The organism is Arthrobacter sp. V1I9 (assembly GCF_030817075.1).
GTDB lineage: Bacteria > Actinomycetota > Actinomycetes > Actinomycetales > Micrococcaceae > Arthrobacter.
Genome location: NZ_JAUSYU010000001.1, coordinates 3,211,081 through 3,235,937, shown reverse-complemented (window position 1 = coordinate 3,235,937; position 24,857 = coordinate 3,211,081). Strand labels below are relative to the sequence as shown.

Sequence of the window (24,857 nt, the reverse complement as noted above, 5' to 3'; positions counted from 1 at the left end):
TGGGTATGTACACCGATTGGGGCAATCTCCAGATTGTGAGCTATGGGGCCTGGCTGAACGGAGCCGGACCCGGCAGCTCAACGGTGTACCGGTGGAATGGGCGCATTGGGGGCGTCCATTTCTGGGTTAAGGCCAAGCCGGGAACCGGTCCGCAGGGAGGCCGGAAAGCCTTCAGTGCCGGCGCCGGAGCCTCGATTGGGCGAAGCGGAAAAGTTCAGGTACTCTAGTATCTGCTTTTGATTCAGAAGCAGCTGGAGAATTCGCCTAGCGGCCTATGGCGCACGCCTGGAACGCGTGTTGGGTTAACGCCCTCGGGGGTTCAAATCCCCCATTCTCCGCCGGTAAGAACCCGGTCCCGGCAGCGCCGGGACCGGGTTCTTTCGTTTACCGCAGTTCCACCAGCCCGCGCCCGGCTGCCTCCACAAAGCCAAGCCGGCGGAGTCGTTCGCGTGCGGCCAGCTCGCTTGGACCGCGGCGCCCCAGGGCCAGGCGTACGACGACGAGCACCACCTTGGTGGCCAGCCTCACCGGCAGCGGGAACGGACCGAGCCGCGGTACGGACAGCCCGAGCATCCGGCGGTAGTTCGGATCGAGGCTGTGTACGGCTCCCGCGAAGAGGATACGGTAACCGGGCCGGAGCATGGGATGCAGGGGCGGATTGCGGATAAAGTCCACTGTTTCCGTTACGCGGCTGTCCACCCGCAGGTCACCATTGCGGAAAAACCGGTCCAGTCGCGCACGCATGTCCGCCTCGGAAATCGGCGGATCCGGCACGCCCATCAGCCTGCCGGCCTGGGCCCATTCACGGACGTACGCGTCCGGGCCGCCAGGGATGCGGCCGCCCCACAACTGATGGGCCGTGAGGAACGCGTCCGTGAAGGCAATGTGGATCCAACTGGCCAGCTCGGGATCGTTGGCGCTGTAGCCGCGCGGCGTTCCCTGGTTGTCCACGAAGCTGCCTTGTACCGGCTCGTGCAGGCGCCGCACCCGCCGGGAAGCCTCCTCAGCGGCTGCCTTCGAGCCGTAGGTAACAGTGAAAATCCAGCGGATGGTGGCAGCGAGCCGGGCCAGGGGATCCTCACGGAAGTTTGAGTGCTCGTGCACCCCTGCAAGGGCTCCGGGATGAAGGGACTGCATCAGCAGCGTGCGGATTCCGGCAACGATGGGCGACATGGAGCCGTGCACAGCCCATACTGCCGAACCCGGCAGATGGTACCCCGGATCGTCCCCCTCTGCCAGCTTCGGAACCCAGTCGGGAACCTCATCGGCCTTGCCTGTAAAGGTTTTCTTAAGTTCGTCCTGCCATTTCCCAAGGAAACTCCGCATATATCATTCTCGCCCCGCACGATCGGGCGCGCAGTGGGAACGTACGCAAGGTTTTCGCAAGTTGTTACCCGCACGATAGGACGGGGTTCACAGGCTACCGGCCCTGTGGTCCCATGGGAGATACCTTCAGGACGCGTTCGGGTGATTACGTTACGGAGACAGGCTTTGGGGACTTATCAAAAATCAGGTAAGCACACCGACGTGCGCCGTCCTAAGGTGTCGGTTCTGCGGGCACTGACTGCTACTGGTGCTGTTGCCATGTCCATTTGGTCCCTCAACCTGACCGGCAGCGCGGTGGAGCGGGAGGCGTCGGGTTCCGTGGCCGGGCTTGGTGCAGGGACAACTTCCACGTCCGACGGGCGCTCGGCCGAGCCGACATCGGACAGGGTTGGTGCCGGGATGCTGCAGGCTACGGCCTTCACGAACCCGCGTGCGCTCGTTAAGTTTCCCCACGCAGCCATAGGCGGCTACCGCGGGAAGAATTCCTCGCGGCTGACGGTGGGGACAACAGGATTTGGCAGACCGCCGGCCGGGTTCCTGATGGCGCCGCTGGCTCTGCTCAATGCCAGCTCGCCCTTCGGTTTCCGGGTGAGCCCGCTGTCCGGGGCCGCCGGCGACTTCCACCTGGGCCAGGACTACGCGGCCGCCTGCGGGACAAGCGTCTACGCTGCGGACTCAGGATTGGTGCGCGCCGCCGGCTGGCACCCCTGGGGTGGCGGCAACAGGGTGGAAATCGATCACGGCAACGGCCTCATCACCACGTACAACCACCTCGACGCCATTGCCGTCCGTACGGGCGACGAGATTCACGCCGGCCAGGTCCTCGGCGAGGTGGGCAGCACCGGATGGTCGACGGGATGCCACCTGCACTTCGAAACCATCCTCAACGGCCGCCACACGAGCCCGCTGAAGTGGGGCCTGATGCCCGCCCGGCCTGTGGGCGGCAGCGGATCCGAGGAGATGCGGAGCTACCTGCCCGGATTCGGTTCTCCCTCCCAAGGGACAATCAGTTGGGCGATGCCGCTGAGCCATGATCACGACGAAGACCATGAGGGTGGAGTCCAGGCAGGAACGCCCGCGACGCACGCCTCCCCATCTCTGCTGTGGCCCGCCATGGCGAGCCCTGCACCCACTCGGCTGACGCCGTCGGCCAGTGCGTCCCCGTCGGGCACACCGAGCGCGTCGTTCCCCACCTCACCAAGTCAGCCGACGACGCCGACAGCGCCCACGCCGTCGCCGGGTGCGCCGTCCGCGACGCCTACGCCTACCCCGACCCCGACGCCGACCCCCACGCCTACCCCGACCCCCACGCCTACCCCAACCCCCACGCCTACCCCAACCCCCACGCCTACCCCAACCCCGACGCCGACCCCGCCTGAAGTCACGCCGTTGCCTGTCGAACCGACGCCCTCGCCGTCCCCTGCTCCCACTGTGCCATCCCCGGCACCGACGCCGACCCCGGACCCCACGGAACCTGCGGTGACGCCTACGACAGCGCCCGCACCGACCTCTGCCTCCCCGGCGCCGGCGACCTGCCCCGCGGAGCCCACTCCGGAAACACTCACCCCGTCCCCGGATGCGCCGGCAACAAGTCCCACCGGTGAACCGCTTCCGGCGGACGCAGCCTGTACACCCCTTGTCCGCGATCCTGCTGACCCTGCATGACGGAACCGGGACAAACTCATGCAGGTTTGAAGGGAAAGTGGGCGGGGATCATCGGCACCGCCACAACAGCCTTGGGCTGAAACTCTGCGCTGCCCGAATTAATTCTGCGAAGGCGCAGTTCTTTTATCTTTTTCCACACGGGCTTCGGCGATTTACCCAAAGTTTGCCGAATGTCTGATTGGATAAACCTTACTGAAGGGTACAAGGGAAGCGCCGTTTCCCCCCAACCACAGAGGTAGCAATGGAGCACATCGAGGCCGAGCATCCCCGGCCACGCCACTTCCTACTCCACCTGAGCGATCCCCACTTGGTGGGCGGTCCGGACCCCCTGTACGGCGCGGTTGACTCCGAAGCTCGGCTCATCCAACTGTTCGAAGAGGTAAAGGCGTCCGGGGCGCGGCCAGAGGCTGTCATTTTTACCGGCGACCTGGCAGACAAGGGCGATCCGGAAGCCTATGTGAAACTGCGGGCCATCGTCGAGCCGGCGTGCTTGGAATTGGGTGCGGAAGTCATCTGGGCGATCGGAAACCACGACAACCGGGCCAACTTCCGGAAGGGCCTGCTGGATCAGCCCGGCAATGACGCCCCCGTGGACCACAGCTACTTCATCAACGGGTTGCGCGTCATCACCCTGGACACCTCCGTGCCCGGCTACCACCACGGCGAACTCAGCGACTCCCAGCTGGACTGGCTGGCGCAGGAACTGGAGACACCGGCGCCGGACGGCACCATCCTGGCGCTCCACCATCCGCCGGTCCCATCCGTCCTTGACCTCTCGGTCCTGGTTGAGCTGCGGGACCAGGCATCCCTCGCCGCGGCGGTCCACAATTCAGATGTCCGGACCATCCTGGCCGGTCATCTGCACTACTCCACCACAGCCACCTTCGCCGGGGTTCCCGTCTCCGTCGCCTCCGCCAGCTGCTACACGCAGGACCTGAACGTGGCGGTGGGCGGCACACGCGGACACGACGCCGGGCAGTCCTTCAACCTGGTGCATGTGTACGAGCACACCATCGTGCACTCGGTGGTCCCGCTGGGCAGTTCGACGACGGTGGGGGAGTACGTGCCGCCGGAAGAGACAGCCCGCCGGCTGGAGGCCGCAGGCATCCGTATCCCGGAGACCACCAAACAGCGGAGCAGCGCCCGGGCCGGACTGTCTTCCGGGCGCTGATCCATCTGCCTTACTTTTCCCAGGGCGCCTTGATGGGGAAGTACTTTTCCAGGAAGTCCGTGACCAGTTCGGCGCGCTCGTCGGCGTGCACCTCCGGGAAACTGCCGTCGTTCAGGCAGAAGAAGTCCATGTTCCGCTTGGACAGCAGCTTGGGCAGATAGTTCAGCCCGGCCCGCATGGTGGTGTCCACGTAGCGGACCTTGGCGGCTGTCTGGGTGACCGCGCGGCCCGTGAGCAGTGCGTAGTAATGGTAAAACGAGTTGGTGACGGAGATGTTGTCCGCTGCACGGAACCGGCTGGCTGCGGTCTTGCGGAACTCTTCCGGGAACTCGCGCTCCATCTTCGCCACCACACTGCGGCGCAGGGGCGCGGCGGTGTGCTCAAGGTGGCGCGTGGTGATCCGCCCGAACCGGTTCCACAGCAGCTTCCGGTTGACGCGGGCAGCATTTTCGAAGCCGCTGCGTTCCGCCGCGTTCTCGCCCAGGCCGATCCGGGTTTCCGCCTCGATGAACTTGGTGATGCCGCCGGGGGTAAAGAACAGGTCCGGACTGACCGGGCGGCCGAAGAACATGTCATCGTTCGAATACAGGAAGTGCTCGGACAGGCCGTCGATGTTGTGCAGCTGGCACTCCACCGCCTGCGAGTTGTGGGTGGGCAGCACGGAAGGATCGGAGAAGAACTCTTCGCTGCGGACAATGGTGACCGCGGGGTGGTCCGCCAGCCAGTCCGGAGCGGGGGAGTCCGTGGCGATGAAGATCCGGCGGATCCACGGCGCGAAAAGGTAGACGGACCGAAGTGCGTATTTGAGTTCGTTGATCTGGCGGAAGCGGGCTTCATGGTCGTCGCCTTCGCCCAGGACCACATCCTTCTGCTGGGCGCGCCGGGCCGCAATGTACTCAGGGGAGCTACCGTCCACCCAGGAGAACACCAGGTCTACATCGAAGCTGATGTCGCTCGCGTGGTCCGCGAACATGTTCTCGATGGTGGGCCAGGTGTGGCCGTACCGTTCCACAGTGCCCCGTACGGCGTCCTGCCGCAGCATGGTCCGGCGCGTCAGGGAGTTCTCGATCGGAAGGATCAGCTGCTCCCCTTCAAAGGACCACAGCTCGATCTGTACTCCGGCTGAGGCCCCGAATTCGAAGCCGCCCACGGGCTCGACACGGGGGCGGTACAGGCGGAAGATCCGTGCCTGGCGGTTGGAGGACAGCTCGCCGTCCGCCACCAGCACGGAGGTCTTCTTCTTGGCATCCACCGTCATGGAGTAGACCGGTTCGTCCCGGCACGCCTCCACCAGGGCAGCACGGAGCTTTTTGCGGTCCTTCCAGTCCAGGGCGATGACCGGCCGGTCGTTGTTGCCGCGGACCAGCAGGTATTGGAGGCCGGCGTCCGCCAGGACATTGCGCAGGAACAGCAGGTCCTCCACCATGGCCTGGTAGGGGGTCCTGTTGTAGTTGATCAGGGCATAGCGGCCCTTGTGCCTGATGACGTCCGGGCGGTGCCGAAGGCGCTGCTCCGCCGCCGCAGACGTGACCTCTGCGTGAAATTGTTCCTCTACGGACGCCTGGCTGCCGTAGTAGACCTCGTCCTGTACCGGTGCTTCTGTAATTGTCGTCTCCGTGCTAGTTAAAGTAAGCATCTTTACCTGCATGATAGCCGCGCGGTGGAAACAGCAGGTTTCGGGCAGGGCTCCGCGGGGTAGGGAACGGGGTTAGGCGCCCAGCGCCTCACGCCAGCTGCGCAGGAAGGCGCCGCCCGCGTCGTCGTGGATGACGGAGGACTCGAGCCCCAGGTCCTCTGCGGTCAGGACAGGGTACGGCCTGTCTGGAACTCCATCCGCAGGGCGGACATCCACATGCTTTACCGCGTGGTCGTTGTGGTGGAGCCAGTCAGCCATGGCGTAATCCGTGCGGGAATCGCCCACCGTCCGCCAGTCCTGCGGCGTGATGCCCTGGGCAGCGAGCAGTTCCACTGCCCTGCTGGCGCCCAGGTCCTTGCCCAGCCGCACCGACTCAATGTCCGTGGAAATGATGGTGGGATCCACCCGGTAGTCCACTTCGTCGTCGGAATTCGGGGCGTGGTGGTCCAGCCGGACCACGCCCAGCCCGTGGCGGGCCATGAGGTCCATGGCATCGGCGTCAAAGAGTTTCTGCTCGGCGAGGTATTCGGCGCTGGGCACCTCGATGTGCTGTTCCACGGACACCATGGCCCGCTTGGTCTCATCGAAGAACATGTGCGCCGAGTAGTCCTCGGCCACCATCCGCCGGACATCGTCACCATAGGCTGCGGGCACCGCGAGTTCCCGGTCCACATGGATGGGGCCGGGACCGGCAGCGGTGTAGCTGAACCAGACGGCCCCCTTTTCGCAGACGGCGTGGATGATGGTGCCGGCCGGGATGCCGGCAGCAATCATCGGTTCCATGACCTGCTCCCGGATGAAGGCATCGGAGCGGCCGGTGTTGAAGATGACAGGAATGCCGGCAGCGGCCAGCGCCACGAGATCAGAGATGATCTCGTGTTTAACGTCCCGCGTAACGGGGCTCGCCACCGGCCCGTCTACATCCAGCAGCAGCGCGAGGGGAGGCGTGGCCGGCTGGTGTCCGCCGGACGTGGAGGTGGCGAGGAACTCGGATGCTGTCATGGCACCATTCTGTCAGCAGCACTGCGAACTCCGGGCGCCAGGCGGCGAAGATCACCGCAGGTGACGGATGGTCACTGTTTGGCTACAACCTGCCTGACCGCGTGCCTGCTACTTTCGCTGGGACCTTTGGGTGCCTAGGGTGGCATGGTGATATTCAAAGCTGTGGGCGAGGGCCGCCCTTACCCTGACCATGGTTACAACACTCCCAAGGAATGGGCTGCGCTGCCCCCGCGCCCGGTCAGGCTGGACGAGCTGGTGACCACCAAGCGCACCCTGGACCTGGAGGCTCTCCTTGCCGAGGATTCCACCTTCTTCGGCGACCTTTTCCCGCACGTGGTGCAGTATCAGGGAACCCTTTACCTTGAGGACGGCCTGCACCGCGCCGTCCGGACCGCCCTGCACCAGCGCACGGCGATCCACGCCCGCGTGCTGGTCATCGATGGCTAGGAAGAAGCAGCAGGACCCAAGCGTCCTCCACGGCCATCGCGTTGTTACCGGCCCTGAGTTGCGGGCCACCTTTGAAGCGGAGCGCGACGCCGACGATACCTCGCGGGTGCGCCGCAGTGTGCTGCATGCGGTGGTGCTGGTGGTCCTCATCGGACTGATCGCTGCCGCCATTATCACCGCGCTGGCCATCATCAACGGACGCCTGAAGATTCCTGCCGCCGCGCCCGCGGAGGAGACGGTTTCCAGCTGCCCTGCGGCCACCTTCGACTACACGCCCCACGAAAAGATCAACCTCAACGTCTACAACTCCACGAGCAGGCCGGGGTTGGCGCGGTCGGTTGCGGACGAGTTCCTGGCCCGGAAGTTCGTGGTGGGGTCGGTCTCCAATGTCGACGCCAGCTACCGGGGGGTTGCCGCGGTGGTGTCCGGAGCAGCGGGCCAGTCCGCGGCATTCACTGTCCAGCGGAACCTGCCCGGGTCGGACTACTTCCAGGACGGGAGGGCAGACGGCAGCGTGGATGTGATCCTCGCCCAGGACTATAGTGCTCTCGCCCCGCCGGAGCTCGTTGACCAGACTCCGGGGACCCTCAGCTGCCCGCGTGAAAGCCGCCGGATCGCCGACGACGACAAGCGGCCGGTGGTCCCGTCCGCGGCGCCCGCTTCCTGAGACCGGCCCTGCAGGTGCGCCACCAGGCCAGGTTTTCAAACGGCTCAACAAGGGCCAAAAGTGATGGGGCAGCTCAGCCGGCCACGGCAGGAAGGGGCGCAACGCGGACCGGGCCGCCGGCGTCGTCGAACCTCGCTCCCGCGCCCAGCTGGATAAAGCGCACTGTCCTGGCCACCCTGGCTTCCAGCTCCGCGGGCTCGTCGCTGCCCCTGGCCGCGCTGGAGGACAGCGTGCCAAGGATCAGCTGCGCCTGCTGGCCGATGTCGGCCACCGGGAGGTAGCCCTGCTCCATCCCGTCGCGCAGGATGCCTTGCAGCAGGACGCTCAGCTCGCCCACGTGGTCGGCGAGCTTGGCGAAGGACGACGGCGACAGCACGGCTCCCATGGCCGGTCCCGGCGGCAGGTGGCGGCGGCTGAGGTCCACCACCTGGGCGCGGACGTACAGGGCCAGCCGCTCCACCGGGTTGTCCAGGCGCCCGAGAGCCTCCCGGAGCTCGGTCAGGAATTTTTCGGTCTCCTCCAGGGCATAGGAGATAAGCAGCTCTTCGATGTCCGCGTAATAGTTGTAGACGGCCGTCCGGCCCACCCCGGCATGGCGGGCCACGTCAGTCATGGTCAGCCCGGGAAGGCCGTGGGAAAAAAGGAGCTCGCCGAAGGCAGTAAGGATGCGGCGCTGCGTTTCCGCGCGCTGCTCGGCGTTGCTGGCCGCTGAAATCCTGGGCATGTAGACACTTTACCGCCAAGTGTCACCAAACCGTTGCCAGGCGGAAGCGTTAGATGGAGCAGCCGTCCGGGCCGCAGGCCTCGCCGTCGGTGGAGTTGACCAGCACCAGCGGGTTGGCGTCCTGCCAGGCCTGGGTGAGCGCGGCGGTGAACGTCCCGGCGGGCTGGGCGCCGGAGAGCCCGAACTTGCGGTCAATGACGAAGAAGGGCACCCCGCTAATGCCCAGGGCCCGGGCCTCCTCGAAATCCGAACGGACGTCGTCGGCGTACCTGTCCGTGGTAAAGAGTTCCTCCACCTCAGCTGCGCCGATGCCCAGATCCAGGGCGAGCGAGGTCAGGTACGCGCGGCTGCCGATGTCCTTGCCGTGCTCGAAATGGTCGCTGAGCAGGCGCTCCTTGGCTTCGTCCTGCTTGCCGTGGGCGGCTGCAAGATGGATCAGGCGGTGCGCCGTGAAGCTGTTCGCCACAACCACGGAATCGAACCGGTAGTCCAGGCCCTCGCCCTTGGCCTGCTGCTTGACGTGCTCGAACATTTGCGACACCTGCTGTGGGGCCAGGCCCTTTCGGGTGCTCAGGTACTCCAGCTCGGTCCCGTCATAGTGCTCGGGCAGGGTGGGGTCCAGTTGGTAGCTGCGCCACTTGACCTCCACCGAATCGCGGTGCTCGAAGTTGGCCAGTGCTGTTTCGAAGCGGCGCTTGCCGATGTAGCACCACGGGCAGGCAACGTCGGACCAGATTTCAATCTTCATGCTGTGGGCAACCCCGGGACCTCAGGAGGCATTCCTGCAGGCCTTTGTTAGATACCCCACAGTAGGGCTTGCCGTGTGGTTGATCCTGCGCAATAGTCGGAATGTCGGTCCAAGCAGGGGCCGGCCACACACTCCTCACACAACCGCGGACCGGAGCAGGTTGCGGGGATGGAACTGCCCGGCCAGCTGGGAGCCCGGCCTGTCATTCTCCTTGGAGGCCAGGGATGCGGATAGGACTGATTGCGGGACCGTGGATTCCCATTCCACCGGTGACTTACGGTGGCACCGAAAGGGTGGTGGACAGCCTGGCCCGCGGTTTCGCGGCCGCGGGGCATGACGTACTCCTGGCGGCGCCGACGGACAGCACGTGCCCGGTGCCGAGGGTTCCGGGCATGCGGGGCTCGGTTCCGGACGGCCTGAACCTGACACTCTCCGAACTCAGCCACGTGGCACGGGCCTACGAGGGCCTGGCAAGTGCGGACATCATTCACGACCACACGCTGGCCGGCCCCCTGTATCTGAACCGGCCGAAGCGGATACCGGTGGTGACCACCATCCACTGCCGGCTGGACCCTGAAGCGGCCGATATCTACAGAGCCATTGCGCGCAACGCAGCAGTCATCGCCATTTCCCGCAACCAAGGCTCCCACGCGCCGGACGTTCCAATCACCCAGGTGATCCACCACGGGATGGACGTCTCCTCGGTCCCCGTGGGATCGGGCAGCGGGGGCTACCTGTGCTTTGTGGGGAGGGCCTGCCCGGACAAGGGGCTGCTGGAGGCCGTCATGATTGCCCATCAGGCGGGCATGCCCTTGCGGATAGCGACGAAGATGCGCCAGCCGGATGAGGTCTGCTTCTTCCAGGAGGTGGTTCAACCGATGCTGGGGCCGGACGACGACGTCCTGGACGAAGTGGATGATGCCAGCAAGTACCGGCTGATGGGGGAAGCGGTGGCGTTCCTGAACCCTATCCAGTGGCCGGAGCCCTTCGGGTTGGTCATGATCGAGGCACTGGCCACCGGCACCCCGGTGATCGGGACCCCTGCTGGTTCGGCTCCCGAGATAGTTGAGCATGGACGGACCGGATACCTGGGGGACATCGGGCAGTTGGCCGGCTTCGTGGGGATGGCAGACGGCATCAGCCGCGCAGCGTGCCGACGGGCAGTGGAGGAGCGGTTCAGCGAGGAACGGATGGTGAACGAGCACCTTAGCCTGTACAGCAAACTGCTCGACGGGGCTGTACGCGGAGGGGTTCCGCATCCTGTCAGAGTGCACCAGAATCAGTAAGGGTGTTTAAGCCTGCTTCCGAATCCGCGGCAGCAGCAGCCCGCTGAGGAGGGAGTTGTTCGTGACCGCATGGAACGCCGATACAGAGGCAGCCGCATCCGAGTCGGGTTCGGTCACGGTGGTGGAAGGATCCTCATTCTGCATCTCATCCGGCGGCGGGGACATCAGTTCCGACGGTGGCACTAACGGTGCGTTCTTTCAGGACACCCGCATCATTTCCCATTGGGTGCTCCGGGTCAACGGTTCCCTGCGTGAGCCGCTGGTGGCCCAGCGGCCCCGGCCCTTCGAGGCCACCTTTGTGGGCCGGGCCAAGTGGCCGGACGGCAGGTTCGACAGCCCCCTGGTAGTCCGCCAGGTTCGCCACATCGGCCCGGGACTGCAGGACGACATCACGCTTGAAAATTACTCCGCGGAACCTGTGGACTGCGACATCGAGCTGCTGGTGGACGCCGACCAGGCCGACCTGTTCGACGTTAAGGGCGGACGGACGTCCCGCAGGGCAGAAGCCGTCCGCAGCGTCCGCGACGGCCAGCTTGTGATCGAAAGCGCCCACAACGGGCAGCAGCGCGGAACCGCCATCCATGCCCGGGGCGCCGTGGTGACCACGGACGGGCTTCGCTTCCGGGCTACCGTCCCGGCCCGCGGCAAATGGGCAACCAGCGTCATTGTGGTGCCGCTCATCAACGGGCAGTCCCCCGACGAACCCTTCAAAGAGGGCGGGCTTCCGCACCACCGGGAAGGGGCCCTCCGGCACCGCCACTGGGAGCAGAATGTGCCCCGGATCACCGTTGCGGACAGCAACCTGCAGGCAGTCCTGAACCGCAGCGAAAGCGACCTGGGCTCCCTGCGGATCTTTGACGAGCACCACCCGGAGCGGGCTGCCGTGGCTGCCGGGGCACCCTGGTTCATGGCGCTTTTTGGCCGCGACTCCATCCTGGCCTCCTACATGTGCCTCCTGGTGGACCCCAAACTGGCCGCCGGTACGCTGCAGACACTGGCGGGACTCCAGGGGTCGAAAGTGGACGTGGACTCGGAGGAGGAACCCGGGCGGATTCCGCATGAAGTGCGGTTCGGCGTCACAGCCGGCCTCGCCCTGGGCGGCACTGCATACTACGGAACAGCGGACGCCACACCGCTGTTCGCCGCCCTTGTTGGCGAGCTCAGCCGGTGGGGACTTTCACGGGACATCATCCAACCACTGCTTCCTCACGTGGACCGGGCGCTGGACTGGATCGAGCTGTACGGGGACCGCGACGGCGATGGGTTCGTGGAGTACCTCAGGCCTAACGACCACGGGCTGATCAACCAGGGCTGGAAGGACTCCTGGGACGGCATCAACTTCGCCGACGGCACCATGGCGGAGGCACCCATTGCCCTCTGCGAAGTCCAGGCTTACGTCTATTCCGCCTACATAGGCCGGTCCCTGCTGGCCCGCTGGAGCGGCGATGTTGCCCTCGAACAGCACTGGGCAGAACGCGCTGCGGCCCTGAAGACGGCCTTTAACGAGAAGTTCTGGCTGCCGGAGAAGGGCTACTTCGCGGTGGCCCTGGACAAGGACAAGCAGCCGGTGGATGCCTGCACCTCGAACATGGGCCATTGCCTCTGGCTGGGCATTGTGGATGAGGACAAGGCGCCGTCAGTGGTGGAACACCTGATGTCCCCGCAGATGTTCACCGGCTGGGGCATCCGCACACTGGCTTCCGACATGGGAGCCTACAACCCGGTGAGCTACCACAACGGCTCGGTCTGGCCGCATGACTCGGCCCTGGTGGCCACGGGCATGATGCGCTACGGCTTCGTGGACGAGGCCCGGCTGCTTGCTACCGGCATCATCGAGGCGGCGGAGCACTTTGACGGCCGGCTTCCGGAACTGTTTTGCGGCTTCGACCGTGGCGAGTTTCCCGGGCCGGTGCCTTATCCCACGGCTTGCTCGCCGCAGGCATGGGCGGCGGCAGCACCGGTGCAGCTGGCCCGGATCCTCCTCCGGCTCGACCCCGATTTCACCCGTGGCGTGGTGCACCTGGCCCCCATTCTTAACGAGCAGATGGGTGAGTTCAGCGCCGAGAACGTCCTGCTGGATACGTCCCGGGTGACCATCAGGGCCAAGGGTACCGACGGCAGCATCGAGGGCCTTCCGCCCGGACTGCGGCTGTTGGCCGAACCCCGCCCGCCCTTGGATTCCCTGCTGGATGACTTTGGCGGCGTTCACCACGGCAATTAAGGGACGGCGCGTTCCAGCACGAAGTCATGCTCCACGGTGCTGCCCAGCCGGAAAGACTTGGTGCCTACCCTGCTGAACCCTGATTTTTCATAGAAGCGGATGGCACGGGCGTTCTGGCTGTTGACGCCCAGCCAGACGCCCTGGCCGCCGGCTTCGGCAGCCGCCTGGAGGCTGGCGTGCATCAGCTCGGCAGCCGCGCCGAGCCCGTGGTGTTCCGGGTGCACGTAGCACTTGCTCAGTTCCACCGACGGCAGGATCTCCAGCGCGGACACGACGTCCGGGTCATCTGGCGGCCGGTTCACCAGCAGGCTGTAGCCCCGCAGGTTCCCGCCGTCGTCAATCACCAGGATGGTGACCGCGGGGTCGTCGAGGTAGCTCTGGAAGTGGCGTTCGCTGAGCGTGTTGGCAAGGTGCGCCGCGATGTCCTGGGGCGACGACGACGGCGGGCAGGCGAGGGGAAAGGTGACGGCCGCCAGGGCAGCCAGCGCGCCGGCGTCGTCCCCTGTTGCCTTACGGATGGAAGAGGTCATGCAGGGATTTTATGTCCCTACTGCTTGAAGGCGGCGTCGAAGGAGGTGCTCGACGGCGCGAAGTCGAACTTCTTGAGGGCGGCGAGGGCTTCCGGGGCGCCGTGGAGGCGGTCCATTCCGGCGTCTTCCCACTCAACGGAGATGGGCCCCTCGTAGCCGATGGCGGTGAGGGCGCGGAAGGACGCTTCCCAGGGGACGTCACCGCGGCCAGCGGAGACGAAGTCCCAGCCGCGGCGGGGGTCGCCCCAGGCGAGGTGGGAGCCCATCACGGTGTTCCGGCCGGTCTGGCGGACCTTGGTGTCCTTGCAGTCCACGTGGTAGATCCGGTCCTTGAAGTCCCAGATGAAGGAGACGGGGTCGATGCCCTGCCACATCATGTGGGACGGGTCCCAGTTCAGGCCGAAGGCTTCGCGGTGGCCGATCGCTTCGAGGGTGCGGACGGTGGTCCAGTAGTCGTAGGCGATTTCCGAGGGGTGGACCTCGTGCGCGAAGCGGACGCCGCACTCGTCAAAGACGTCCAGGATGGGGTTCCAGCGGTCGGCGAAGTCCTGGTAGCCGGCCTCGATGACCTTTTCCGGGACGGGCGGGAACATGGCGACGTACTGCCAGATGGAGGAGCCGGTGAAGCCCACGACGGTGTCCACGCTGAGTGCCTTGGCGAGCCGGGCGGTGTGCTTCATTTCCTCGGCGGCGCGCTGGCGGACGCCTTCGGGGTCACCGTCGCCCCATACCTTGGCGCCGACGATCGCTTCGTGGCGGAAGTCGATGGGGTTGTCGCAGACGGCCTGGCCCTTGAGGTGGTTGGAGATGGCCCAGACCTTCAGGTTGTACTTCTCCAGGACGGCGAGCTTGGACTCGACGTAACCGGGTTCGTCCCAGCGCCAGGCATCCAGGTGGTCGCCGGAGACGGCTATTTCCAGGCCGTCGTAGCCCCAGCCGGACGCCAGCTTCGCGACTTCCTCAAACGGTAGGTCGGCCCACTGGCCGGTGAACAGGGTGTAGGGGCGGGGCATGTCAGGCTCCTTCTGTCGTAGCTGCGGGGCGGGTTGCCGGGGTCAGCGGGATGGTTGAACTTTTTGCGGCGGCGGACTCCTCCACGGCGGCCAGGATGCGCTGGACTTCCAGTCCGTCCTCGAACGACGGCGACGGCTCGGTCCCGCTGCCGACGGCAAGCAGGAAGTCGCGGATTTCGTGCGTGAAGGTGTGCTCCCAGCCGATGATGTGGCCCTGCGGCCACCAGCCGTCCATGTACGGGTGGTCGGGTTCGCTCACAACGATCCGGCGGAAGCCCTGCTCGCGGGCGGGTGCTGTGGCGTCAAGGAACCTGAGTTCGTTGAGGTTTTCCAGGTCGAAGGTGATGGCACCTTTGTCGCCGTAGACCTCCAGCTGGAGGGAGTTCTTCCGGCCCGTAGCCACCCGGGAGGCCTCCACCGAGGCGACCGCCCCGGAGGCGAGGGTCAGCGTCGCCCAGGCAGCGTCGTCGACCGTTACCTCTTCAGGCCCCTCAGGTCCCGGCCTTTGGTTCACGAAAGTGTGCAGGCGGCCGGCAACTTCCGTGACCTGGTCGCCGAGCAGGAAGAGGACCTGGTCGATGGCATGGGAGGCGATGTCCCCGAGCGCCCCGGAGCCCGCAGTGTCCTTTGTCAGCCGCCAGGTCATGGGGGCTGACTCGTCGGCCAGCCAGTCCTGGAGGTAGGCCGCACGAACCTGGCGGACGGTACCGAGCCGGCCGGCGGCGATCATTTCCTTTGCAAGGGCCAGGGCGGGAACGCGGCGGTAGTTGAATCCCACCATCGACTGCACACCTCCGGCCCTGGCCGCCTGCGCTGCGGAGGTTATGGCCTCGGCCTCCGCCAGGGTGTTGGCCAGCGGCTTTTCCAGCAGCACATGCTTGCCGGCCTCGAGCGCGGCGATGGCAATCTCGGCGTGCAGCCAGCCGGGGGCGCAGATATCCACGATATGGATGTCGTCCCGGTCCAGCACTGCGCGCCAGTCCGTGGCCGTTTCGCTCCACCCGTACTTGGCGGCGGCGTCCGAGACTGCGGCGGCGTCCCTGCCCACGAGGATCTTCTGCTCGAACGCGGGGACGTCGAAGAAGCTTGCCACGTTCCGCCAGGCATTGGAATGCGCCTTGCCCATAAAGGCGTAGCCGATCATCGCCACGCCCAGCCGACCCTTGGGGCCTGGTTCGCGGCTCACCCGTTGCCGCCCAGAGTCAGCGTTTCCGGGGCCCAGTCCTCCGGGAGGGGAGCCGACGCCGGTGCGGAGCTTTCGACACTGACAAACGTGCCGGACTCCACGGACTCCGAGATGGAGACCATGCTGTCCAGGACGTGATAGGCAAGGTTGCCGGTGGCACGGTGGGGGACACCGGCACGGATGGACCGGGCCATGTCCAGGACTCCCATGCCGCGACCGTTCGCCGGACCGGTGGCCGCGATGGTGGTCCAGTCCTCGTCTCCTGCACGCCAAAGCCTGATGTCGCCGTCGAAGTAATTGGGGTCCGGCAGGGAGAGGGTGGCCTCGGTGCCCGTGATCTCCACGAAGCCCATCCGCTGGCGGGGGGACTCGAAGGAGAAAACGCTGTGCGAGGACGCCCCGCCTTCGAACTGGGCCATCGCGGACACGTGGGTGGGCACTTCCACCGTGAACTCTTCGCCGGCTTTGGGCCCGGAACCGATCACGCGCACATCCTTGGCCTTGGATCCGACGGCGGCCACCTTGCGGATCGGGCCGAAAGCCTGGACCAGGGTGGTGAGGTAGTAGGGGCCCATGTCGAACAAGGGGCCGGCGCCGTGCTGGAAGAGGAAGGCCGGGTTGGGGTGCCAGGATTCCGGGCCGGGGGTCTGGAATGTGGTCATTGCGCTCAGGGGAGTTCCAATGTCCCCCCGCTGGATTACGCGCAGTGCGGTTTGCAGGCCTGCGCCGAGGAACGTGTCCGGGGCGCAGCCGAGGCGGATTGCGGCGGCATCAGCGGTTTTGAGCAGGCCCAGGCCGGACTCGCGGTCCAGCGAGAAGGGCTTCTCGGTCCAGACGTGCTTGCCGGCGTTCACGGCGGCAGTGGCAACTTCCACGTGGGCGGCAGGGATGGTCAGATTGACGATAATTTCGACGTCGGGGTGGTTCAGTGCCTTCTCCACCCCGCCCCACTCGGGGATGCCATATTCCTTGGCCCGGGCTTCCGCCGCTTCCTCGAAGAGGTCGGCGATGACGTGGACTTTCAAATCCGGGAAGACGGTGAGGTTGTCCAGGTACTGCTTGCTGATGTTGCCGGCGCCGATGACACCAACGCCAACCGGGCCGCGGCCGGTCGCTGCGTTCAGCGGGTTTGTTCGGTTGAGCGGGGATGCGGCGCTCATGCTCCGGCTCCGGCTCCGGCTGCGGCGGTGCCGGACTCCTGCAGGAACGCCAGGCTCTGGGCAATGCCGTCGAAGATGTCCCCGTCGTAGTCATCAAATTCCACAACTCCCACTTCCATGGACTTCGCGGCGGCAATGACGTCCAGGACAGCCACCTTGCCCTTGCCCGCGGGCAGCTGGGCCTTGGTGTCGGTGGTCAGCGGCCCGTCCTTGATGTGGATGAACTTCACCCGGTCACCCAGCTTGCCCAGGAGGTCCACGGGGTCCTGTCCACCGACAGCGACCCAGTACGTGTCCACCTCCAGGACCAGTTCCGGGTCCAGGAGGTCCGCAAAGTACTCCAGGGCGGTCCGGCCCTCGATGGTGGACTCCAGCTCCCACTGGTGGTTGTGGTACCCCACCCGGATGCCGTAGCCGGCCCCCTTTTTGGCTGCTTCGTTCAGCTTGGCGGCCGTAGCCTGGACGTCCTCCGCGGACTGCCAGCGCTCGGCAGGAATGAACGGCTCGATCACGGTGGTGATCCCGAGTTCCTTTGCGGCGGCGAAGATTTCGTCCTGGTCCTGGCTCAGCAGCGGGGCGTGGCCGGACGGCGCGGTGACGCTATTCTCCCGCAGGGCCGCTCCAAGCTCGGTGGCAGTGGCAACGAAGTTGTACGGCTCCACCTTGGTGAAGCCGAGTTCCGCCACCCTTCTGATAGTGCCGGGAAGGTCTTCCTGGATCGCGTTGCGCAGCGTATAGAGCTGGAGCGAGTAGGACATCTGGTCTCCTGGGGGTCTGGGACTCGGTTTCGGGCTGCAGGTAAGTGGGCCCGGCCGAGCTTTTAGGTCTACTGCAAAGCTAGGTCTACTTTTGCTGTCCGTCAAGCAAAAGTTGTCAGCGTGACATGCAGAAGTGGGCGTGCTATCCATGTCCTATGACCAAGACCGCAGGCAGCAGCATCCCGGCGCCAGAACCTGCCGCCCTCCAGGGCGGGGCCGGTGTCCTGTTTCAGCTCCTCCGGGACGGCAAGGCGCGGACCCGGGCTGAGCTTGCGCTGACCACCGGCCTGGCAAGGTCCACCGTGGCGTCACGTATCGATGCCCTCATCGAGTCCGGATGGGTGGGCCCGGCCGGTGAGGCGACGTCCAGCGGCGGCAGGCCGCCGTCCCGCTTTGCCTTCAACCCTTCCGTGCGGGTTGTGCTCGCGGTGGACGTCGGGGCCACCCACGTCATCGTTGCCGCCACGGACCTCAACGGCCAGGTCCTGGCCGAACAACGCCTGGCGCAGGACGTGGCGGACGGGCCGGAAGCAGTGCTGGGCCGGGTGGTCAAGGAGGGTGTGTCACTGCTGGCCGCGGCTGGCCGCGGGATGGCGGACCTGGCGGGCGTGGGCATCGGTTTGCCGGGGCCGGTGGAGCACACCAGCGGGCGGCCGGTCAAGCCGCCCATCATGCCGGGCTGGGACGGGTTCGACGTCGTCTCTTACGTTCAGCGATCCCTGCCAGTGCCCGTGCTGGTGGACAACGATGTGAACATCATGGCGCTGGGGGAACAGACCGCCCACTGGCCCGGGGACGGAAACTTCCTGTTTATCAAGGTGGCCACCGGCATCGGCTCCGGAATTATCAGCAGCGGAACTCTGCAGCGAGGTGCCAACGGTACCGCCGGCGACCTGGGCCACGTGCGGGTCCCGCGCGGCGACGACGTGCAGTGCCGCTGCGGCAACTACGGCTGCCTGGAGGCCCTGGCGTCCGGTCCGGCGTTGGCCGCCGAACTGGACCGGCAGGGGGTTGCGGCCACGGATGGAAGTGACGTACTGCGGCTCGTGGCGCAGGGAAACCTGCAGGCCATCCAGGTACTGCGACAGGCGGGCCGGGACGTGGGCGACGTCCTGGCCACAGTGGTCAACCTGCTCAATCCGTCTGTTGTTGTGGTCGGTGGAAGCCTGGGCCAGGCCGGGGAGCACCTGATGGCTGGGGTGCGGGAAGTGGTGTACCGGCGCTCGCTTCCGCTGGCCACAGCCCACCTCCGCATTTCACTGTCCCTGGCCGGCGACCGCGCTGCCATTCTGGGCGCAAGCCAGATGGTGACGCAGCATGTGCTGTCTCCGGCATCCATCGAGGCAACGCTTCAGATACCCGGGTAACGGCCGGGACCCGTTAGCCCCGCGGGCGGCTCAGCCTGCCGCCCCCTACGCCTGCTCGGGGGCTTCAGCCGGAAATCACGCGCACGGGCGAGCCTGCCAGCCAGGCCTTGACGTTCTCCAGGGCCCCGCCGTAAAACTCCCGGTAGCTCTCGCGCGTGACATAGCCCAGGTGCGGGGAGAGCACCGTGTTGGGGGCACTGAGGAGCGGGTGGCCTGCCGGCAAGGGTTCGTGATCGAACACGTCCAGGGCGGCGCCGGCGATCCAGCCTTCGGACAGGGCCCGGACCAGGGCGTCCTGGTCAACCAACGGGCCCCGTGCGGTGTTCACCAGGACGCCGTCCGGCCCCAGCAGCCGTAACTCGGGCTCGCCCACTATGCCCTCCGAACGGGGAGACAGGCGCAGGTGGAGGGTGGCGACGTCGGAAGTCCTGAAGAGTTCCTCCTTGGACACTTTCCGCACCCCGGCCCCGGCTGCGGCCTCATCTGTCAGATTCTCGCTCCATGCCACGACCTCCATGCCGAAAGCCTGACCGTAGGCGGCAACCCTGCGGCCAATCTTGCCCAGGCCCACCACGCCCAGGGTCTTGCCGGCGAGTTCGAACCCCACCGTGTTCTGCCAGGCGCCCGACCGGAGCGAAGCATCCTCGGCGGGGATGTTGCGCGCCAGGGCCAGGAGCAGTGCCCAGGTCAGTTCCGGAGCGGCTGTGGGCGAACCGGGAGTGCCGCATACCGTCAATCCGAGCTCAGCTGCCGCCTCCACGTCGATGGACGCGTTTGCCATCCCGGTGGTGACCAGGAGCTGGAGGGCAGGGAGCTTTTCGAGCACTTCCCGCGGGAAAGCGGTCCGCTCCCGCATCGCAATGATGATGGTCACTCCTGCCAGGGCGGACACCAGCGCGTCCTGTGACGCGAACGGCTCCCGGTACGAGGTGACTCTGACGCCGTCGGGCTCCAGGGAGGACCAGTCCGCGAATCCATGCGCCACATCCTGGTAGTCATCAAGGATGGCAAGCCGGTGCTGCATGTGGTGTCCTTCGTCCGGAGTCAGCGGCAGTGATGTTCATCGTAAGGCAGGACGGGCCCGCCGCCGCCGGGACCTGCCGGGTTCGTCCCCGTGATAGCAATGGGGGTGATGAAAAAAGATCCAGCATCCAAGCCCTGCAGGTGAGCGGCCGCATCTTTGCCAGGATTCCTAAGACCTGGATCCTGCTGGCCTGCATCGGGCTGCTGGCGCTGAACCTTCGCGGGCCCTTCGTCGCCGTCGCCCCGGTGGTGGACGTGATGCAGGCCGACCTGGGCTTTTCCCCGGTAGTGCTGGGACTGCTGACCAGCATTCCGGTGTTGTGCTTTGCGCTCGCGTCACCCCTGGCGTCGATGGTGGCCCGCGGGTATGGCGCCGAGTTCGCCGTGACCCTCACCATCCTCGGGGTGCTGGCCGGCGTCATCATCCGGTCCTCTGGCGGTCCGGCACTGGTGCTGGCCGGCACAATAGTGATTGGCCTGGCCATTACCATCGGCAACATCGCTGCGCCCCTCATCATCCGCCGCGACTTTCCGCCGCTGCGGCAGGGAACCGCCATGGGCGTCTACACGGCCGCGCTGAACGTGGGGTCCTTTTTGACGTCGATGGTCACGGCGCCGCTGGCCGAACTGGCGGGCTGGCAGCTGGCGCTCGCCTCCGTCGGAGTCTTCGCCGTAGCGGCCATCGTGTGCTGGGCGCTCGCCGTCGGACTCCGCGCTGCTTTTGTGCCCTCAGGCGCTGTTGCACCGGACGGGCCGAGGGACGGAGCCGTTGCCGGCTCAGGGTGGACCACGGCCGGGCTCACGGCTGCGTTCGCCGGACAGGCCTTCTCCTATTACGCGGTTACGGCCTGGCTGCCGAGTTACCTGAACGACGAACTTGGCATGTCCGCTGCTGCGGCCGGAGCAGGCTCCTCGCTTTTCCAGGTGTTCGCCATTGTGGGTGGCCTCGGTGTGCCGTTCGCAGCGAAGTACTTCAAGACGACGGCGGTGGCCGTCACCCTGGGCTTGTTGTGGACTGCCGTGCCGGCCGGTCTCCTGCTGGCACCGGAACTCTGGTGGCTGTGGTCAATCTTTGGCGGCGTCGCCCAAGGCGGCGGCATCACGCTGATCTTCATCGCCATTATCAAGCTGGCGCGGGACCAGGTTTCCGCGGGCCGGATGTCCGCCACCGTCCAGGGGCTTGGCTACTGCTTCGGCGCGGTTGCACCTCCGCTGGTGGGATACGTGCACGTCGTTTCAGGATCCTGGACGCCTGCACTGCTCGTTATCCTGGCGTCGGTGCTGACGTTCTTCCTTGCCGCCACCCTCTCTTTGCGGCGGGTGCCCAAGGGGCGGTAAAGCGCGAGCCCAGCCCGCCGTCGTCGTTCGCTTTGCCGGCACGCCAACGCTCTCTCAGATAATGCAGCAAATACAAGGACGCTCTCTCACTTTCTTGAAGGAAGTGAGAGAGCGCCCCGGGTTTTTCTGCATCAAGTGAGAGAGCGTTCGAGGGGTGCTCCGTCGCCGGGCCGGCCCTCCGGATTTCGGAGGTGCCTGTTGCGGAGGGCGTGCCGGCCCGGCGGACGGAAGTTCTGGTGTCGTTCTGCTGGCTACGCCGCGGCCAGCTCCTCCACCGATGCCCGTTCCCGGGCTTCCGTGAGGTAGCGGGCGTAGGCGGGCAGGGTGAGGAAGGACGGGAAGTCCTGGGCGAGGGTGACTTCTTCGAAGATGTCGCGGGCGTCTTCGAAGCGGTCGCCGTCGAAGCGTTCCAGCCGTGCGAATTCCTCGTCGAGCAGTTCATCGATCCAGTGGTGGGTGATGATTTCGCCGTGGTCGGTAATCGCCCGGGCGTAGATCCACTGCCACAGCTGGGACCGGGAGATCTCGGCGGTGGCGGCGTCTTCCATGAGGTTGTGGATGGCGACGGCACCGTTGCCGCGCAGCCAGGATTCGATGTAGCGGATGCCGACTTCGATGTTGTTCCGGATGCCCTGTTCGGTGATGGTGCCGTGGAGTGAGGCGATGTTGATCAGGGCGCGGTCGTCCGGGGTGACGTCCTCGCGGAGCTTGTGCAGCTGGTTGGGCTTGGCGCCTAAAACGCCGTCGAAGACGTCGCGGCACACCGGCACCAGGTCGGGGTGGGCCACCCAGGAGCCGTCAAACCCGTCGTTGGCTTCGCGGGTTTTGTCGGCGCGGACCTTTTCGAGGGCGTTGGTGTTGGCTTCGGGGTCTTTGCGGTTGGGAACAGCTGCTGCCATGCCGCCGATGGCCATGGCGCCGCGCTTGTGGCAGGCCCGGACGAGTTGTTCGGTGTAGGCGCGCATGAAGGGGGCGGTCATGGTCACCTGGGCCCGGTCCGGGAGGACGAAGCGGGGGCCTCGGGTGCGGAAGTTCTTGATCAGGGAGAAGATGTAGTCCCAGCGGCCGGCGTTCAGGCCGGAGGCGTGGTCGCGCAGTTCGTAGAGGATTTCCTCCATTTCGAAGGCTGCGGTGATGGTTTCAATCAGCACGGTGGCGCGGATGGTGCCCTGCGGGATGTTCAGGAGGTCCTGGGCGAGGATGAAGATGTCGTTCCAGAGCCGGGCTTCCAGGTGGTTCTCGATCTTGGGCAGGTAGAAGTACGGGCCCTTGCCCTGGGCCAGGAGGCGGCGGGCGTTGTGGAAGAAGAACAGGCCGAAGTCCACGATCCCGCCGGCGATCGGGGTGCCGTCGATGAGCATGTGTTTTTCGGGCAGGTGCCAGCCGCGGGGGCGGACCACGATGGTGGGCAGGTCCGCGGCGGGGCGGAGTTTGTATTCCTTGCCCTCTTCGGTGGTGAAGTCGATCCGGCGTTCGAGGGCGTCGGTGAGGTTCAGCTGGCCCTTGATGACGTTGCGCCAGGTGGGGGTGGAGGAGTCTTCCATGTCCGCGAGCCAGACCTTGGCGCCGGAGTTCAGGGCGTTGATGGTCATCTTTTTGTCCACGGGTCCGGTGATTTCGACGCGGCGGTCCTCCAAGCCCGGGGCTGGGGGAGCGACGCGCCAGGACGGGTCGTTGCGGATGTGCTCGGTTTCCCGCAGGAACCGGGGATCAGCGCCCGCGGCGATCTCGGCCCGCCGTGCACGTCGGGCCTGCAGCAGTTCCTGCCGACGCTCAGCCGTGGCCCGGTGCAGTTTAGCCACGAACGCCAGAGCATCCGGAGTAAGAACCTCGTCCTGCCGGCAAACCGGCTGGGCGGTGAGGGTAATGCCATTGATAGTGAAGCTGTCGGTGAAGCTGTTCATTTCAAGTCTCCTTAAAGGCAAAAAGGGAAGTTCGACGGCGGCTGGCGGCACTTGGGTGACATAGGCACGAGGCCGAGGAGCCGGTGTCGCGGCAGCCTGCGTAAAAGGGGCCCCGCGTCCCGGTCCGTCCTCGCTCAGCGAGGTCGAAACCGGGACGGGGGGAATAGCAGGCCGAGCGATGCCGGTCCGAAAGCCGGAGGCGACAACCGCCGTCGAACGCTAAGCGTTAGTGGAACTGGCCTTCTTCGGTGGATCCCACCAAGGCGAGCGTGGAGGCGTTCGGGTTGAGCGCGGTGGAGATGGTGTCGAAGTAACCGGTGCCGACTTCGCGCTGGTGCTTGGTGGCGGTGTAGCCGCGGGATTCTGAGGCGAATTCCTTTTCCTGGAGTTCGACGTAGGCGCTCATGCCTTCCCGGGCGTAGCCGTGGGCGAGGTCGAACATCGAGTAGTTCAGGGCGTGGAAGCCGGCCAGGGTGATGAACTGGAACGTGAAGCCCATGGCACCGAGTTCGCGCTGGAACTTCGCGATGGTGGCGTCATCCAGGTGCTTGCGCCAGTTGAACGAGGGCGAGCAGTTGTAGGAGAGCATCTGGTCCGGGAAGTCGGCCTTGACGGCTTCAGCGAACTTACGGGCCAGTTCGAGGTCCGGGGTGCCGGTTTCCATCCAGATCAGGTCCGAGTAGGGGGCGTAGGCTTTGGCGCGGGCGATGCAGGGTTCGATGCCGTTGCGGACCTTGTAGAAGCCCTCGGCGGTGCGTTCACCTGTGATGAATTCCTGGTCGCGTTCGTCCACATCGGAGGTGATCAGGGTGGCTGCTTCGGCGTCGGTACGGGCGATGACCACCGACGGGGTGCCGGCGACGTCCGCGGCGAGCCGGGCGGCGTTCAGGGTGCGGACGTGCTGCTGCGTGGGGATCAGGACCTTCCCGCCGAGGTGCCCGCACTTCTTCTCCGAGGCGAGCTGGTCCTCCCAGTGCACGCCTGAGGCGCCGGCCTGGATCATGGATTTCATGAGCTCGTAGGCGTTCAGCGGCCCGCCGAAACCGGCTTCGGCGTCGGCGACGATCGGGACCATCCAGTCCTCAACGGTTTGGACGCCCTCGGAGAACTCGATCTGGTCCGCCCGGAGCAGGGCGTTGTTGATCCGGCGGACCACAGTGGGGACGGAGTTGGCCGGGTAGAGGGACTGGTCCGGGTAGGTGTGGCCGGAGTTGTTGGCGTCCGCAGCCACCTGCCAGCGCCGAAAGGTAGATGGCACGCAGGCCTGCCTTGACCTGCTGCACGGCCTGGTTCCCGGTCAGGGCACCCAGGGCGTTGGTGTACCCGCCGGTGCTGTGCTCTTCGGTGAGCTGCTTCCACAGCTTCTCCGCGCCGCGGCGGGCCAGCGTGTGCTCTTCGGAGACGCGGCCGCGGAGACGGACGACGTCGGAAGCTGAGTAATCCCGGGTCACACCTTCCCAGCGGGGATTGGCGGCCCACTCGAGCTCCAGGGCGGCGGCCTGCGATTCTGTGTCCTGGCCGGACGGCTGCTGGGTCGGCTCAAATGCTGCAGTCATCGTTGATCTCCTTGATTGAGCTCCGGCGATTTGCTGCCGGCCGGAACTGCTACCTTGCAGTCCCGGCCGGCGTCCCCGGTGCGGTGTTTCGTTTTCCGTGAACAACACTTTTCTGCATTTGCAGCAGCC

The 24,857-nt window shown here is 65.9% G+C and carries 20 protein-coding genes, 1 tRNA gene and 1 pseudogene; 9 read left to right on the top strand and 13 right to left on the bottom strand.

The genetic code is table 11. The annotated features are described in order from the left end of the window. Positions 1-253: 253 nt before the first annotated feature. Positions 254-338: transfer RNA gene (locus QFZ70_RS15015), tRNA-Ser, on the top strand. 46 nt (positions 339-384) lie between these two features. Here QFZ70_RS15015 and QFZ70_RS15010 read toward each other — a convergent pair. Beyond that, positions 385-1,326, bottom strand: a complete 942-nt coding sequence (locus tag QFZ70_RS15010; protein WP_307096735.1) for an oxygenase MpaB family protein — start codon at positions 1,324-1,326, stop codon at positions 385-387. Positions 1,327-1,584: 258 nt separating this feature from the next. On the opposite strand from QFZ70_RS15010, the gene QFZ70_RS15005 reads away from it, so the two are divergent. Beyond that, complete coding sequence (locus QFZ70_RS15005) at positions 1,585-2,991, top strand: M23 family metallopeptidase (protein ID WP_307096733.1); 1,407 nt, start codon at positions 1,585-1,587, stop codon at positions 2,989-2,991. Between the two features lie 241 nt (positions 2,992-3,232). Next, positions 3,233-4,162: a phosphodiesterase gene (locus QFZ70_RS15000; protein ID WP_307096731.1), complete on the top strand. Its 930-nt coding sequence runs from the start codon at positions 3,233-3,235 to the stop codon at positions 4,160-4,162. A gap of 10 nt (positions 4,163-4,172) precedes the next feature. Here the strand turns inward: QFZ70_RS15000 and QFZ70_RS14995 are convergent, their stop codons facing one another. Next, positions 4,173-5,810 carry a stealth family protein gene (locus tag QFZ70_RS14995; RefSeq protein ID WP_307096729.1) on the bottom strand — a complete coding sequence of 546 codons (1,638 nt, stop codon included), beginning with the start codon at positions 5,808-5,810 and terminating at the stop codon, positions 4,173-4,175. 60 nt (positions 5,811-5,870) lie between these two features. Next, the gene (locus QFZ70_RS14990) at positions 5,871-6,800 is read right to left on the bottom strand and encodes a hypothetical protein (protein ID WP_307096728.1); all 930 of its coding nucleotides are present in this window, start codon (positions 6,798-6,800) and stop codon (positions 5,871-5,873) included. Between the two features lie 147 nt (positions 6,801-6,947). Between QFZ70_RS14990 and QFZ70_RS14985 the strand changes: the two genes are divergently transcribed. Next, complete coding sequence (locus tag QFZ70_RS14985; RefSeq protein ID WP_170850843.1) at positions 6,948-7,247, top strand: type II toxin-antitoxin system VapB family antitoxin; 300 nt, start codon at positions 6,948-6,950, stop codon at positions 7,245-7,247. Then, the gene (locus QFZ70_RS14980) at positions 7,240-7,914 is read left to right on the top strand and encodes a LytR C-terminal domain-containing protein (RefSeq protein WP_307096727.1); all 675 of its coding nucleotides are present in this window, start codon (positions 7,240-7,242) and stop codon (positions 7,912-7,914) included. Before QFZ70_RS14985 ends, QFZ70_RS14980 begins: the two co-directional genes overlap by 8 nt. Positions 7,915-7,987: 73 nt before the next feature. Here the strand turns inward: QFZ70_RS14980 and QFZ70_RS14975 are convergent, their stop codons facing one another. Both QFZ70_RS14975 and QFZ70_RS14970 read right to left on the bottom strand, forming a co-directional pair. Then, a complete protein-coding gene (locus QFZ70_RS14975; RefSeq protein WP_307096725.1) occupies positions 7,988-8,638 on the bottom strand; it encodes a TetR/AcrR family transcriptional regulator in 651 nt (216 codons plus the stop codon). Between the two features lie 49 nt (positions 8,639-8,687). Then, on the bottom strand, positions 8,688-9,386 hold the full coding sequence (locus QFZ70_RS14970) for a DsbA family oxidoreductase (RefSeq protein ID WP_307096724.1): 699 nt from the start codon (positions 9,384-9,386) through the stop codon (positions 8,688-8,690). A 224-nt stretch (positions 9,387-9,610) separates the two neighbouring features. On the opposite strand from QFZ70_RS14970, the gene QFZ70_RS14965 reads away from it, so the two are divergent. After that, positions 9,611-10,672 (top strand): glycosyltransferase family 4 protein, encoded by a 1,062-nt coding sequence (locus tag QFZ70_RS14965; RefSeq protein WP_307096722.1) that lies wholly within the window; start codon positions 9,611-9,613, stop codon positions 10,670-10,672. Positions 10,673-10,733: 61 nt separating this feature from the next. Continuing rightward, positions 10,734-12,893, top strand: a complete 2,160-nt coding sequence (locus QFZ70_RS14960) for a glycogen debranching N-terminal domain-containing protein (RefSeq protein WP_307096721.1) — start codon at positions 10,734-10,736, stop codon at positions 12,891-12,893. Here QFZ70_RS14960 and QFZ70_RS14955 read toward each other — a convergent pair. Genes QFZ70_RS14955 through QFZ70_RS14935 form a run of 5 tightly spaced genes read right to left on the bottom strand, consistent with a single transcriptional unit; the run spans position 12,890 to position 17,540 of the window. Next, positions 12,890-13,423, bottom strand: coding sequence for a GNAT family N-acetyltransferase (locus QFZ70_RS14955; protein ID WP_307096719.1), 534 nt, complete (start codon positions 13,421-13,423; stop codon positions 12,890-12,892). The genes QFZ70_RS14960 and QFZ70_RS14955 overlap by 4 nt on opposite strands. 17 nt (positions 13,424-13,440) lie before the next feature. Further along, positions 13,441-14,436, bottom strand: a complete 996-nt coding sequence (locus tag QFZ70_RS14950; protein WP_307096717.1) for a sugar phosphate isomerase/epimerase — start codon at positions 14,434-14,436, stop codon at positions 13,441-13,443. A gap of 1 nt (position 14,437) precedes the next feature. Then, a complete protein-coding gene (locus QFZ70_RS14945; RefSeq protein ID WP_307097895.1) occupies positions 14,438-15,580 on the bottom strand; it encodes a Gfo/Idh/MocA family protein in 1,143 nt (380 codons plus the stop codon). A gap of 38 nt (positions 15,581-15,618) precedes the next feature. Further along, the gene (locus QFZ70_RS14940; RefSeq protein WP_307096716.1) at positions 15,619-16,782 is read right to left on the bottom strand and encodes a Gfo/Idh/MocA family protein; all 1,164 of its coding nucleotides are present in this window, start codon (positions 16,780-16,782) and stop codon (positions 15,619-15,621) included. After that, on the bottom strand, positions 16,779-17,540 hold the full coding sequence (locus tag QFZ70_RS14935; protein WP_307096715.1) for a sugar phosphate isomerase/epimerase: 762 nt from the start codon (positions 17,538-17,540) through the stop codon (positions 16,779-16,781). The genes QFZ70_RS14940 and QFZ70_RS14935 overlap by 4 nt, the downstream gene beginning before the upstream one ends. Before the next feature lie 155 nt (positions 17,541-17,695). Here QFZ70_RS14935 and QFZ70_RS14930 point away from each other — a divergent pair, with 155 nt between their 5' ends. Further along, positions 17,696-18,907 carry an ROK family transcriptional regulator gene (locus QFZ70_RS14930; protein WP_307096714.1) on the top strand — a complete coding sequence of 404 codons (1,212 nt, stop codon included), beginning with the start codon at positions 17,696-17,698 and terminating at the stop codon, positions 18,905-18,907. A gap of 64 nt (positions 18,908-18,971) precedes the next feature. Here the strand turns inward: QFZ70_RS14930 and QFZ70_RS14925 are convergent, their stop codons facing one another. After that, positions 18,972-19,931: a D-2-hydroxyacid dehydrogenase family protein gene (locus QFZ70_RS14925; RefSeq protein WP_307096713.1), complete on the bottom strand. Its 960-nt coding sequence runs from the start codon at positions 19,929-19,931 to the stop codon at positions 18,972-18,974. Between the two features lie 140 nt (positions 19,932-20,071). Between QFZ70_RS14925 and QFZ70_RS14920 the strand changes: the two genes are divergently transcribed. Continuing rightward, on the top strand, positions 20,072-21,268 hold the full coding sequence (locus tag QFZ70_RS14920; protein WP_307096710.1) for a CynX/NimT family MFS transporter: 1,197 nt from the start codon (positions 20,072-20,074) through the stop codon (positions 21,266-21,268). 251 nt (positions 21,269-21,519) lie between these two features. Here QFZ70_RS14920 and aceB read toward each other — a convergent pair whose 3' ends face one another. Together aceB and aceA are read right to left on the bottom strand one after the other, a co-directional pair. Further along, entirely contained in the window at positions 21,520-23,172 is a 1,653-nt protein-coding gene (gene aceB, locus QFZ70_RS14915; RefSeq protein ID WP_307096709.1) for a malate synthase A, read from the bottom strand. A gap of 226 nt (positions 23,173-23,398) precedes the next feature. After that, a pseudogene (gene aceA, locus QFZ70_RS14910) lies at positions 23,399-24,728 on the bottom strand (isocitrate lyase). Positions 24,729-24,857 lie beyond the last annotated feature (129 nt).